This window comes from Halomonas sp. AOP7-E1-9 (assembly GCF_052376035.1).
Classification (GTDB): Bacteria; Pseudomonadota; Gammaproteobacteria; order Pseudomonadales; family Halomonadaceae; genus Vreelandella; species Vreelandella citrativorans.
This window is the reverse complement of sequence record NZ_JBQSVC010000005.1, coordinates 91,308-104,264: the sequence shown is the minus strand read 5'-3', so window position 1 is coordinate 104,264 and position 12,957 is coordinate 91,308. Positions and strand designations below refer to the sequence as shown.

Sequence of the window (12,957 nt, the reverse complement as noted above, 5' to 3'; positions counted from 1 at the left end):
ATACACGAAGGCGTGCGCTTACGCGCACGCCATCTTCTGACTAGAACGTCTGACCTTAACGACGGCCAGCCTGTTCCATAACTTCTTTAGCGAAGTCGACTTCTTCTTTCTCGATACCTTCACCCACTTCAAAGCGCGTGAAGCTAACCACTTCGCCACCGGCTGATTTAACAAACTCAGCAACGGATTGGTTCGGATCTTTAACAAACGGCTGCTCGGTCAGGCTGTTCTCTGCCAGGTATTTCTTCAGACGGCCTTGAACCATTTTCTCAGCAATCTGCTCAGGCTTGCCTGCCATGTCCGGCTGACCCAGGATGATGGCTTTCTCTTGATCCAGCTGCTCTTGCGGCATATCGGCCGGGTGAGCAACGGCTGGGTTAATAGCTGCCACGTGCATAGCAACGTCTTTCGCTGCTTCTGCAGTACCGCCATTAAGTACGGTCAGAACGCCAATGCGGCCACCGTGAACGTATTCGCCCACCAGACCACCGTCAACGGCGTTGACAACTACCGCGCGACGTACGCCGATGTTCTCACCGATTTTCTGAACCAGCTGCTCGCGGGCAGCTTCAAGGTCGCCCGCCATAACGGCAGCAACATCTTCGCTTTTCGCGGCAAAGAAAGCGGAGGCGATTTTGTCAGCGAACGCAATGAAGTTGTCATCACGCGCAACAAAGTCAGTCTCGGAGTTAATTTCAACCATTACGCCGTAGCTACCGTCTTCTGCTACACGGGTAACAACAACACCCTCTGCAGCAATACGATCGGCTTTCTTCGCGGCTTTTAAGCCTGAATTTTTACGCAGGTTTTCGATCGCGACTTCAATATCACCGTCGGTTTCGGTGAGTGCTTTTTTACACTCCATCATGCCGAGACCAGTACGTTCGCGCAGTTCCTTGACCTGAGAGGCGCTGATAGCTGCCATGAGAATTCACCTCGAAAATGGTTCTATGAGAGTTAAACGCCCTACAGAGTGTAGCCACGATAAATGACTATCATATATCACTTTGAAGGTCGCTTGCCGGCGCTTGGTGTCCGGCGTAATCGGCCCACCCGGATGTTCATCCAAAGCGGGAAAAAGGGGGCATAGGCCCCCCCTTCAACACGATGCGGCTTAACTACCCGCCGCAACCGCTACTGTCTTACTCAGCAGCAGCGTCAGTGTCGGCTGAAGCCGCTTCTTCGGTCACTTCAACGAACTCGTCCGGACGACCTTCTTTCGCACGACCACACGCGTCAGCAATCGCTTTCACGTAGATCTGAATAGCGCGAATGGAGTCATCATTACCCGGGATAACGTAATCAACGCCATCAGGGTTAGAGTTGGTATCAACCACGCCAATAACCGGGATACCCAGCTTGTTGGCTTCGTTGATCGCGATGCGCTCGTGGTCAACGTCGATAACGAACAGTGCGTCCGGCAGGCCGCCCATGTTCTTGATACCACCGATAGAACGCTCAAGCTTATCTTGCTCACGCGTTGCCATCAGGACTTCTTTCTTGGTCAGCTTGTCGAACGTGCCGTCTTCGCGCATGGTTTCAAGTTCGCGCAGACGCTTGATAGACTGACGAATAGTCTTGAAGTTAGTCAGCATACCGCCCAACCAGCGATGGTTGACGAACGGCTGACTAACGCGATTCGCTTCTTCTTTGATGATCTTGCTAGCGCTACGCTTGGTGCCAACAAACAAAATTTTGTTGTTGGATGCCGACATCTTCTCAACCACATCAACGGCTTCGTTCAGCGCCGGAAGAGTGTGCTCAAGGTTGATGATGTGAATCTTGTTGCGTGCGCCGAAGATGAATTTGTTCATCTTCGGATTCCAGTACTTAGTCTGGTGACCGAAGTGAGCACCTGCTTTGAGCAGGTCACGCATATTAACGTGAGACATGGTAAAACTCCTGAAACTCGGGTTAGGCCTCCACGCACCCCATGGATCCGACCATTGACCACGTATAAAACGTTATCAGCGGCACCCGGGACCATGTGTCGGTGCATGTGTGTTTTCAAGGCTTGCTATTTAAGCAGCGTCTTCAAAGTGAACCCGCTGCGGGTTGTTCGCCTTGCCATGATCGCCGACTCACCACAAAGAAGCGAGCGAGCGATTGCAGGAAAGCGCGCGGCTTTATACCATAGATCATTACCAAGATGAAGTCACAGCCCGTGTTACGATGTTTATTTGTCACTTAATACTGTCGCTTTAACGCTGTCATTTAATGCTGTTACTTACTACCTCAGCCTGAACCCATATCGAGAATTCATGAACGTTCCTATCAAGACACCTTCAGAAATCGAGAAAATGCGCGAAGCCGGGCGCCAAGCCGCCAGCGTGCTGGAAATGATTGCTCCTTACATACAAGAAGGCGTAAGCACCGGCGATATTGATAAGCGTTGTCACGACTATATTGTTAACGAATTGGGCTCGGTTCCCGCTCCGCTCAACTATCACGGTTATACCCACGCCACGTGCATCTCGCTCAACCATGTGGTCTGTCATGGCTTTCCGGATTTTAATAAAAAGCTCAAGAAAGGTGACATCCTGAACCTGGACATTACCGTTAAAACCCCTGATGGCTATCACGGTGACTCCAGTGCCATGTTTATCATCGGCGAAACCATACAGGGCGAGCGCTTGTGCCGGATTACCCAGGAGTGCTTGTATAAAAGCATCGCGCTGGTAAAGCCAGGCGTACGCCTTTCAGAGCTTGCACGAGTGATTCAAAAGCACGCCGAAGGCCATGGCTACTCGGTCGTTCGCGATTTCTGCGGCCACGGTATTGGGGCAGGCTTCCATGAAGACCCTCAATTCCTGCATTACGATGGTTACGCGCCAGACGCTGATATCGCTCTGGAGGCCGGCATGTGCTTTACCATCGAACCCATGATCAACGTGGGTGGCTACAAAACCAAAGTCTTGCGCGATGGCTGGACCGCCGTTACCAAGGACAAGAGCCTTTCAGCGCAATGGGAGCACACCTTACTGGTCACCGAGACCGGGGTTGAAGTACTGACCGCGCGTAGCGATGAAGACTTTAGTTTTTTAGATAACTAATGCTCCTCCACCACCACCGGTTCGAGCCGGATACGTCGCTTTACGACCTTGAGGCTTTTCGTACAGAGCTATCCGGCTCGCGCTCACCCATAGCGCCGTTTAAAACGGCGCTTCGTGAGCTCCAGGCCAAGCTGGATGACCGGTTTCGTGCGGGCGCCGATATACGCGACCTGGTGCGGGGGCGGGCCTGGTACTTGGATCAACTGCTCGCCATTGCCTGGGCGCAGCACGCCTGGCCAGATGACGGCGTCGCACTGATTGCTGTTGGCGGCTATGGCCGAGGGGAGCTACACCCCCATTCGGATATCGACCTTCTGCTGCTGCTTGAAGATGACGACGATACCGCTTACCGCGAACCGCTCACTGCCTTTATCACTTTTTTATGGGATATCGGCCTGGAAATTGGCCACAGCGTACGCTCATTAAACGACTGCGAGCGTGAAGCCAAGGCGGATGTCACCGTCATCACCAACCTGCTTGAGTCCCGCCTGATTGCAGGCCCTGCACCACTGCGCGAAAAAATGCGCGAGCGCTTAAGCGCCGAGCACATTTGGCCGGCCGACCGTTTTTTTGAAGCCAAATGGCAAGAGCAGATTGCTCGCCACTACCGTTACAACAATTCCGAATACCACCTTGAGCCGAACCTGAAGAGCTCACCTGGCGGCCTACGCGATATTCAGATGATTGGCTGGGTCGCTAAGCGCCACTTCGGTACGGAACAGTACACCGACATTGTCGCCAACGGTTTTATGAACGATGCCGAATTGCGTATCTTAAGCCAAGGCCAGGCATTTTTGTGGCAGGTGCGTTATGCGCTGCATATGTTGACCGGCCGCGCCGAAGACCGCCTGCTGTTTGATCATCAACGCACGATTGCTGAGCTGTTTGGCTTTAAAGATACGCCCGAGCGGTTAGCCGTTGAGCAGTTCATGAAGCGCTACTATCGCCACGTAACGGCACTGGCCGGGCTTAACGACATGCTGCTTCAGCACTTCGACGAAGTGATTTTGCGCGGCAAAGAGGCGCTGGAAACCATCCAGCTCAACGAGCGCTTTGAAACCAAGGGCGGCTATATTCAAGCACGCTCACGCACGCTGTTTCGCGAGCAGCCTGAAGCCATGCTGGAGCTATTTCTGCTCATGGCCAGGCACCCGGAAATTGAAGGCGTACGGGCGGACACCATTCGCTTGATTCGCGACCACCGCCATCAGATTGATGATCACTACCGCGATGACCCTCACCATCAGCGGCTGTTTATGGAAATACTGCGTGCCCCCGGCAACGTACCGCGCCAGCTACGGCGCATGAACCGCTACGGCATACTGGGCAAGTACCTGCCCGAATTTGGCCGAGCCGTAGGATTGATGCAGCATGACCTGTTCCACATCTACACCGTGGATGCGCATACGCTGCGTCTGCTGAAGTTTTTACACGGCTTTCGCAAACCCGATGCCAAAGACGACTTTCCCGTGGCGGCTGCGCTCATCCACCAGCTTCCCAGGCTGGACATTTTGTGGATAGCGGGCCTGTTTCACGATATCGGCAAGGGTCGCGGGGGCGACCATTCGGAAATCGGCGCCAAAGACGTTACGCATTTTTGTCAGCACCACCATGTTTCAGCCCACGATACAAAGCTTGCCAGTTGGCTGGTCGAGCACCATTTGCTCATGTCGATGACCGCTCAGAAGCGCGACATTAGCGACCCTGACGTGATCCGCGATTTTGCGCTGATCGTGCGTAACGAAATGCGCCTGGATTACCTGTATGTGCTCACCGTGGCCGATATTAACGCCACCAACCCCACGCTTTGGAACGGCTGGCGGGCATCGCTTTTGCGCCAGCTATATGCTGAAACCAAGCGCGCCTTACGCCGCGGGCTAAAAAACCCACCGGACCGTGATGACTGGGTACGGGAAACACGCTCTGAAGCACGCTCGCTACTCCAGAACATGGGGCTTGGGCGCGCGCAGATTGATGCATTGTGGGAACCGCTTGGGGAAGACTATTTCCTCCAGTACGCACCCAGTGAGATTGCCTGGCAAACCCAAGGTATCCTGGCGCATAACGCCTCCCCCTTGCCGCTGGTATTAATCAGCGCACCGACGCTTGATATGGCAGAGGGCGGCACTAAAGTGTTTATCCACACACGCTCGGTGGATGATCTGTTTGCCGCCACCGCCGCCGCGATGGAGCAGCTCGGGCTCTCCATTCATGATGCCCGCATTGCTACCTCGCGCAATAACTGGACGCTAAACACCTTTATTGTGCTGGATAGCCAAGGTCAACCGATTCGCGACACGGCACGTATCGAAGAGATGCGTCAGCACTTAATCGAAGAGCTGGATGACCCAGACGACTACCCAGAAATTGTGACCCGTCATACGCCGCGTCAGTTAAAGCACTTCAAGGTACCCACCGAAGTGCTGATTGAGCAGGACCCGGCTAACGAGCGCACACTCCTTGAGCTAACGGCCCCTGACCGACCAGGGCTGCTGGCCCGCGTAGGGCGTATTTTTATGGAGCAGGGCATCGCCCTCTCGGCGGCCAAAATCGCCACGCTGGGCGAGCGTGTTGAGGACGTTTTCTTTATCACTACGAAAGCAGGCGAACCCTTAACCGACCCGGTACGCCAGCAAGAGTTGCGCGAGCGATTAATTGAGGTGCTGGGCGTGTAAACACGTAAAGACGCCGTGCCCCGTGGTTAAATTTGAGCCCAACCCCGAGGCTTGCTTATAATCGGCGCTTAGCCTGCCGTTTAATACGCCTGCAGGGCATGCTCTCAATAGAACGCTCTCAACGGATACGCCATGAATTCTGATCTCGCCGCCCTACACCCTTATCCGTTTGAGAAACTGGCCGGCCTCAAAGCTGACCTTACGCCGCCTGCCCATTTGGCGCATATTCCCTTAACCATCGGCGAGCCGCAGCACGCGCCCTACCCAGCAGCGCTTGATGCGCTGGTAAAGCATCAGCTTGATATGGCACGTTATCCGGCCACCAACGGCCTGCCAAGCTTGCGTGAAGCACTCGCTGAGTGGGCGACCAAGCGCTTTAAGCTTGCGGGTCTTGATGCCGAGCGCCAGGTACTGCCGGTTAATGGCACGCGTGAAGCCATTTTTGCGTTTGTACAGGCCGCACTGGATCGTACTCGGCCAGCCAGGGTGATAGTGCCCAACCCGTTTTACCAGATTTATGAAGGTGCGACGCTGTTGGCTGGCGGTCAACCGGTGTATTTAAACGGCACGGCCGAGAACGGCTTTCGGCCAGATTTTGCCAGTGTCAGCCCCGACATCTGGCGTGATGTGCAAATCGTATTTATCTGCTCACCAGGCAACCCGACCGGCGCGGTTACGTCAATGGATGAGTTTAAACAGCTGATTGCGCTAGCTGACGAGCACGATTTCATCATTGCTTCTGATGAGTGCTATTCCGAGCTTTACCTGGATGAAAACGCGCCACCGCCGGGGCTATTACAGGCTTGCGCTGAGCTGGGCCGTAACGATTACCGGCGCTGCGTCGTCTTCCACTCGCTCTCCAAGCGCTCCAATCTGCCGGGCTTGCGCTCAGGCTTTGTGGCAGGCGATGCGGACATTCTTACGCCGTTCAAGCGCTACCGTACCTATCATGGCTGCGCCATGTCGCTGCCGGTTCAACATGCTTCAATAGCAGCCTGGCAGGATGAAGCGCACGTACGCGCCAATCGCGATGCGTACCGTGAAAAATTCAGCGCCGTGGTGGAGGTGCTGGCCCCAGTGATGGACTTCCCAACGCCAGAGGCAAGCTTTTACCTGTGGCCCGCAGTACCAGGGGGGGATGACATTGGCTTCACCCAGCGGCTTTACACCGAGCAACACGTGAGCGTGCTGCCCGGCAGCTTGATGGGCCGCCCTGATGCTCAGGGCATTAACCCAGGCACGGGGCGGCTGCGCCTAGCCCTGGTGGCGGAGCTTGCGCCCACCCTGGAAGCAGCGCAGCGTATCCGCCAGCTTATTGAGCGCGGTTAATTCACCTTTTACGGCACCAACAGCTCGAAAGGAGATACCATGTTTACACTCTATGTCATTGATACCTGTGATACGTGTCGTAAGGCGCGCAAAGCGCTGGAAGCGAACGGCGTGCCTTTTAAAACCCATGATTTGCGTAAAGATGGTCTTTCGGCGAGCCTGCTTGAGCATCTTTTAGAGCGGGCACCGCTGTTGGAAGTCGTCAATAAGCGCAGCAAGACATGGCGCGACCTTCCCCAGGAAGACAAAGACAGCCTGGATGCCAACTCTGCGCGCCAACTGTTGCTCCAACACCCAACACTGCTTAAACGACCACTGCTGGATACCGGCAGTGACGCCTTAAAAGTAGGCTATCGCGACGGCGATTACGATAAAATCAGTGGCTGATCCAACGCCACTATTTTGCTTATTTTTGAATCAACACTTTGTTATACCGACGCTTTTACGTTAGCTAATGACCCGGTTAACAACGTTATCAACAACAGGATGAACTTTTATGCTGAGCTTTGCGCTTGGAATTGGCACGCAAAACACTCAAGGCGATTGGCTGGAAATTTACTACCCGGCACCGCTCTTTAGCCCGCAGGAAAGCCTGATAAATGCGGCCAAACAAGCGCTTGATGCGCCGCAGGGCAATGTCGCCGTTAGCTTTTTGCCAGAAGACTGCACCCGCTTAGCCAAGGCGCTTGAGGCAGCCGGGCATCCTGAACAGGCTGAGCTTGCTGAGGCGCTGGCCACCAGCCAGCGCCCATTAGTGGCCATGTTCCTGGAAACGGATCAGGCTCCGCAAACGGCGCCAGAGGTCTATCTTAAGCTGCACCTGCTATCGCATCGCCTGGTCAAGCCGCATGGTCTTGATCTGACCGGCATGTTTGGCCTGCTGCGCAATATTGCCTGGACCAACGAAGGCGCCATCGATATCGAAGAGCTGCCAGCGCGTCGCCTGAAAGCCCGCCTCGCCGGTCGTGCGCTGTCTGTCGACTGTGTCGATAAATTCCCCAAAATGACCGATTACGTTGTGCCGGCCGGTGTACGCATTGCCGACACGGCGCGGGTACGCCTGGGCGCTCATTTGGGTGAAGGCACCACGGTAATGCATGAAGGTTTTGTTAACTTCAATGCCGGCACCGAAGGCCCCGGCATGATTGAAGGCCGTATTTCAGCGGGCGTGATGGTCGGCAAAGGGTCTGACCTGGGCGGTGGTTGCTCCACCATGGGCACGCTGTCAGGCGGTGGCAATATTGTTATCAAGGTGGGCGAAGGCTGCTTGATCGGTGCCAATGCCGGTATCGGCATTCCGCTGGGCGACCGCTGCACGGTGGAGTCCGGTTTGTATATCACCGCAGGCACCAAAGTGGCCTTGCTGGACGACCAGGGCAACGAAGTGAAAACCCTAGCGGCGCGTGAACTGGCGGGCCAAAACGACCTGCTGCTACGCCGCAACTCTAAAAATGGCCGCGTCGAGTGCCTGACCAATAAAAGCGCCATCGCGCTAAATGAGGCGCTGCATGCCCATAACTGAGCCTGACACGCTGTCGCCCACGCTACAGCTTGCCTTTGAGCTGCTCAGCCGCCCGTCAGTGACGCCGGATGATGAAGGCTGCCAGGACGTAATGATCGAGCGCTTAACGGCGCTCGGTTTTCATATTGAGCGTATGCCGTTTGGCGATGTACAGAACTTCTGGGCAGTGCGGGGCCACCACGGCCCGGTGATTGCCCTTGCGGGTCATACCGATGTCGTGCCCAGCGGGCCACCAAACGGCTGGGAATTCCCGCCGTTTGCTCCCTGTATTGACGATCACGGCATGCTTTGTGCCCGTGGCGCCGCCGATATGAAGGGCAGCCTGGCCGCTATGCTAACCGCCGTGGAGCGTTTCGTGGCTCGCTACCCCGACCACGATGGGCGTATTGCGTTTTTAATCACCTCCGATGAGGAAGGCCCTGCGGTGGATGGCACTCGCGCCGTGGTCGAGCAGCTGCGCGAACGCAATGAGCGGCTTGATTACTGTATCGTCGGTGAACCCTCCTCTACCGAGCACCTTGGCGACGTGATCAAGAATGGCCGCCGCGGTTCGCTGGGCGGAGTTTTACGTATTCAGGGGATTCAGGGGCACGTGGCCTACCCTCACCTGGCGCGTAACCCCATTCATCAGGCGATGCCCGCGCTGGATGCGCTCGTCAATGAGCACTGGGATGAGGGCAATGATTTTTTCCCGGCCACCAGCTTTCAGATTTCCAACCTGCGAGCGGGCACTGGGGCGACTAACGTCATCCCCGGCGAAGTAGAAGTAGTATTCAACTTCCGCTTCTCGACAGAAGTGACGCATGAGCAGCTTAAGGCGCGTACAGAAGCGATTCTTGACCAGTACGGCCTGGCGTATCAGTTGGACTGGACACTGAACGGCGAGCCATTCCTAACCGCAGAAGGCGAGCTTGTTAATGCAGCCGTACGCGGTGTTGAAGCCGTGACCGGCAAGCGCCCGGCGCTATCCACCAGCGGCGGTACTTCTGATGGGCGTTTTATTGCCACATTGGGTGCTCAAGTGGTGGAACTTGGCCCGCTTAACGACACTATCCACAAAGTGAATGAGCGCGTACGCGCTAGCGACCTGGATGATTTGAGCCGCATCTATGAGGCAACGCTTCAGGCCCTACTCACGCTTGATGAGGTCAACGTATGATGGAGCGCTACCCGGACATTGAAGTGTATGTCGCCAGCATTTCACTGGAAGCGCTTAACGCATGGCTTGCCAGTGCGCTTGCTGCACCGCCATTAAGCCCTGCCGGCAAAGGCAAGTGGAAAACCCATGGCCAACACCAGGGGAAAGAGGTGCCCATACTACTGGTCGAAAAAGCAGCTGACCGCTTTGCAAGCTTATGGTTTGACAGTAGCCATACGCCCTGGATGACCGACCAGGAGTGCGCGCAACACGCCGCAGAGGCGCTGCAAACGGAAGTGCGCTGCTCGCTTGGCGGCTGGCACCCAGGCGATGACCCTGACCGCTTCTGGCAGGTGCTACCCGGCGGAAAAGAAGGCGCTATTGAGTGGCCCGACTCAGGCCGCTAACGCTGCCTGAAAGAAGACGGCATAAAGACGGTTTTTTGAAGACTGTTTTTTTGAAGACTGTTCTTGAAATGCAATCGACCCCGCCGGGGCGGGGTCGATTATGTTCACATTGATACTACGCTTGTGGACATGCTACTCAATAATGCTCACATCATCGGCCTGTAAACCACGGTCATTCTTGATGACGTGGTAACGCACAATTTGGCCTTCTGCCAGCATACGCGGGCCGCGACCCCGAATAGCACGAAAGTGAACAAACACATCTTCGCCATTATCACGAGTAATAAAGCCATAGCCTTTATTGGTGTTAAACCACTTTACTTCACCCTCTTCCCGACCGTCGTTGGGGTCGATGACGTCTTCCTCTTCATCGTCCCGTTCGTCGGCAGGCTGGGGCTGACGCGGCGCAGCTTTAACACGCGTGTCGCCTGAGCTTTCTACTTTCGGTTTAACGACTAGCGGAGGAGCCAGAGCAGCCGACGCTAACGTACCTATAAATAAAACGATGAAGCTGCCCAAGGCAACGGCAATGTAAACACCACTGATACCGCTAATGGCTAACTCTGCCTGCCATAAATCGGCCAGAGGCGCGTTGGTTAAATGAACAATCCCCGCCAGCAAAAGCGGCGTGGGGGCGGCTAGTAATACACTGATTAAGAAACAGCGAAACACAACTTTTGGATTCATAGATGATAAAAGCTCTCTTGTTGTATGGGTAACGAACGAAAGACAATACCCGAACCATCAGGCCCATTCCTAACAGTACCGGACATATTACACAAGGTTGCCATGTTACCATGACACAAGACTTTTCTCCTGCTGAGCTAAATCAACTTTTCGAAAATCTTGAAAGCCGCCTGGCTTACCAGGAACACTGGCTGGACACGCTTGACCAAGCGGTCGCCCAACAGGAAAAGCGGCTTGCCAAGCTAGAACAGCTTAGCGCATTAATGCGTGAACGACTGCGTGAACAGCATCAAGCGTTCCAGACGGGCGACCATCAGGGGGAAAGCCGCCCTGAAGACGAGGTGCCGCCTCATTACTAACGATGACAAACATTAAAAACCCACTGTCGCGCCCTGCGGGTTAGCGCACCTGATCGGTAGTTCGTACTTATCGTGCTGCCACGCTTGCTGGGGCGATACACGCCAAACCAAAGGCATCGGCAACGGCCTGGTAGGTCACCTGCCCTGCATGCACATTAAGCCCTGGCAGAAAGTGAGGATCGTCGTGTAGCGCCTGCTGCCAGCCTTTATCGGCCAGCGCCAGCACGAAGGGCAGCGTGGCATTGGTGAGGCCGAGGGTTGACGTGCGTGACACGCCGCCCGTCATATTGGCCACACAGTAATGAACAATGCCCTCCACGATATACGTGGGCTCGGCGTGAGTGGTGGGCTTACTGGTTTCAAAGCAGCCACCCTGATCAATCGCTACATCCACCAGCACGCTGCCTGGCTTCATATCGGCAAGCATAGCGCGGGTAATCAACTTGGGCGCCGCCGCACCAGGTATTAACACGGCGCCAATAATCATATCAGACTCGCGCACGGCGTTATCCAACGCATCGGCGGTGGAATAAACCGTTTTGATGCGCCCCTGGTAGCGGCTATCCAGAACGTCTAGCCGCGCCAGTGACGTATCCAGAATAGTGACATCCGCGCCCAGCCCCAGCGCCATTCTCGCGGCGTTTTCACCTACGACGCCGCCGCCTATTACGGTGACGGTTGCCGGTGCAACCCCCGGCACGCCGGGCAACAGAACGCCAGCGCCCCCCTGGGCTTTTTCCAAGCCATGCGCCCCTGCTTGAACGGCCATACGCCCAGCCACAGTACTCATTGGCACAAGCAGCGGCAGCCCACCATTGGCATCTGTAATCGTTTCATAAGCGATACAGGTAGCCCCGCTCTCCATCAAGCCCCGCGTTAGGGCTTCTTCCGCTGCAAGGTGCAGATAGGTAAACAGCGTATGCCGGGAAGTGAGACGCGCAACCTCTTCCACCTGCGGCTCTTTTACTTTAAGAATCAGCTCAGCATTCTTCCACAAGGCGTCGACATCACTTTCGATCTGCGCACCCGCAGCCTCATAGTCGCTATCGCTAAAACCAGCGCCCTCTCCTGCGCCTGCCTGCACACTAACGGTGTGGCCACGCTGGGCAAGCTCACGCACGCCGGTGGGTGTTAGGGCGACACGATATTCGTGATTTTTGATCTCTTTGGGGACGGCAATCTGCATAGCGGTCTCTCTTTTTGTGCGTAAGATTAAACAACGGTCTTAGCATTACAGCACAGCTCAAGCGACCCACCACTTCCTTAAGCACAAAACAAAAAAACGCCGGTTAAGGCGTTTTACAGGAGTAAAAATCCAGCGCTTGAGGGCTTTATACCGAAAATTTAACGTCACTCTGTTATTAAGGCCCCGCCGTAGACACTCTGATACTCCTCTGGCAGGCGCTTGGGGCGCCCGCTTGAAAGCGCAATACACGCAAACCGGGTGCGCGCCTGGAAGAGCATTTTGGCATCTCGCACCCGCTGAAGCTCGAAACGCCGGGTAAGGCTAAAGCGCCCATCACAGGCGACGACCCACGTCGCTAATTGAAGCTCATCACCCGCAAAGGCAGGAGCAAGATAGTCCAGCTCATGGCGATGTATGGCCAGGGCGCGGTCCAGTTCGCGGTAGCGCTCGATGGAAAGCCCCAAGGCTTCGGAGTGGGCCCAGCTAACCTGCTCAACCCAGCGCAGGTATTCGCTGTTATTCACGTGCTGATAATCATCTATCGCCGCTTCGCTAACATGAATATCGATCACAAAGGGATCGGGTAACGCCCACTCCATTG

13 protein-coding genes are annotated in these 12,957 nt (G+C 55.4%); 8 read left to right on the top strand and 5 right to left on the bottom strand.

Annotated features, from left to right (window positions below):
• Window positions 1–55: 55 nt before the first annotated feature.
• Window positions 56–925, bottom strand: coding sequence for a translation elongation factor Ts (gene tsf, locus ACT3R4_RS04840; RefSeq protein WP_172118497.1), 870 nt, complete (start codon window positions 923–925; stop codon window positions 56–58).
• Between the two features lie 217 nt (window positions 926–1,142).
• A complete protein-coding gene (rpsB, locus tag ACT3R4_RS04835) occupies window positions 1,143–1,892 on the bottom strand; it encodes a 30S ribosomal protein S2 (RefSeq protein ID WP_193055204.1) in 750 nt (249 codons plus the stop codon).
• Between the two features lie 369 nt (window positions 1,893–2,261).
• Between rpsB and map the strand changes: the two genes are divergently transcribed.
• From map to ACT3R4_RS04800, 7 genes are all read left to right on the top strand, one after another.
• Window positions 2,262–3,053, top strand: coding sequence for a type I methionyl aminopeptidase (gene map / locus ACT3R4_RS04830; protein WP_172118499.1), 792 nt, complete (start codon window positions 2,262–2,264; stop codon window positions 3,051–3,053).
• Window positions 3,053–5,728, top strand: a complete 2,676-nt coding sequence (locus tag ACT3R4_RS04825; protein WP_441677858.1) for a [protein-PII] uridylyltransferase — start codon at window positions 3,053–3,055, stop codon at window positions 5,726–5,728. The genes map and ACT3R4_RS04825 overlap by 1 nt, the downstream gene beginning before the upstream one ends.
• A 132-nt stretch (window positions 5,729–5,860) precedes the next feature.
• Entirely contained in the window at window positions 5,861–7,057 is a 1,197-nt protein-coding gene (dapC, locus tag ACT3R4_RS04820) for a succinyldiaminopimelate transaminase (protein ID WP_441677856.1), read from the top strand.
• Between the two features lie 39 nt (window positions 7,058–7,096).
• Window positions 7,097–7,444: a Spx/MgsR family RNA polymerase-binding regulatory protein gene (locus ACT3R4_RS04815; protein ID WP_087110012.1), complete on the top strand. Its 348-nt coding sequence runs from the start codon at window positions 7,097–7,099 to the stop codon at window positions 7,442–7,444.
• A gap of 109 nt (window positions 7,445–7,553) precedes the next feature.
• On the top strand, window positions 7,554–8,579 hold the full coding sequence (gene dapD / locus ACT3R4_RS04810) for a 2,3,4,5-tetrahydropyridine-2,6-dicarboxylate N-succinyltransferase (protein ID WP_172118502.1): 1,026 nt from the start codon (window positions 7,554–7,556) through the stop codon (window positions 8,577–8,579).
• Window positions 8,566–9,738, top strand: a complete 1,173-nt coding sequence (dapE, locus tag ACT3R4_RS04805) for a succinyl-diaminopimelate desuccinylase (protein ID WP_441677854.1) — start codon at window positions 8,566–8,568, stop codon at window positions 9,736–9,738. The genes dapD and dapE overlap by 14 nt, the downstream gene beginning before the upstream one ends.
• The gene (locus tag ACT3R4_RS04800) at window positions 9,735–10,124 is read left to right on the top strand and encodes a hypothetical protein (protein WP_087110018.1); all 390 of its coding nucleotides are present in this window, start codon (window positions 9,735–9,737) and stop codon (window positions 10,122–10,124) included. The genes dapE and ACT3R4_RS04800 overlap by 4 nt, the downstream gene beginning before the upstream one ends.
• 132 nt (window positions 10,125–10,256) lie before the next feature.
• Here the strand turns inward: ACT3R4_RS04800 and ACT3R4_RS04795 are convergent, their stop codons facing one another.
• Window positions 10,257–10,811 (bottom strand): cold-shock protein, encoded by a 555-nt coding sequence (locus ACT3R4_RS04795; protein ID WP_216658099.1) that lies wholly within the window; start codon window positions 10,809–10,811, stop codon window positions 10,257–10,259.
• Window positions 10,812–10,921: 110 nt separating this feature from the next.
• Between ACT3R4_RS04795 and ACT3R4_RS04790 the strand changes: the two genes are divergently transcribed.
• Complete coding sequence (locus ACT3R4_RS04790) at window positions 10,922–11,170, top strand: SlyX family protein (protein ID WP_172118504.1); 249 nt, start codon at window positions 10,922–10,924, stop codon at window positions 11,168–11,170.
• A 67-nt stretch (window positions 11,171–11,237) separates the two neighbouring features.
• Here ACT3R4_RS04790 and ald read toward each other — a convergent pair whose 3' ends face one another.
• Together ald and ACT3R4_RS04780 are read right to left on the bottom strand one after the other, a co-directional pair.
• Window positions 11,238–12,356 (bottom strand): alanine dehydrogenase, encoded by a 1,119-nt coding sequence (gene ald / locus ACT3R4_RS04785; protein ID WP_441677851.1) that lies wholly within the window; start codon window positions 12,354–12,356, stop codon window positions 11,238–11,240.
• A gap of 164 nt (window positions 12,357–12,520) precedes the next feature.
• Window positions 12,521–12,955, bottom strand: a complete 435-nt coding sequence (locus ACT3R4_RS04780) for an acyl-CoA thioesterase (protein WP_441677850.1) — start codon at window positions 12,953–12,955, stop codon at window positions 12,521–12,523.
• Between the last annotated feature and the right edge of the window lie 2 nt (window positions 12,956–12,957).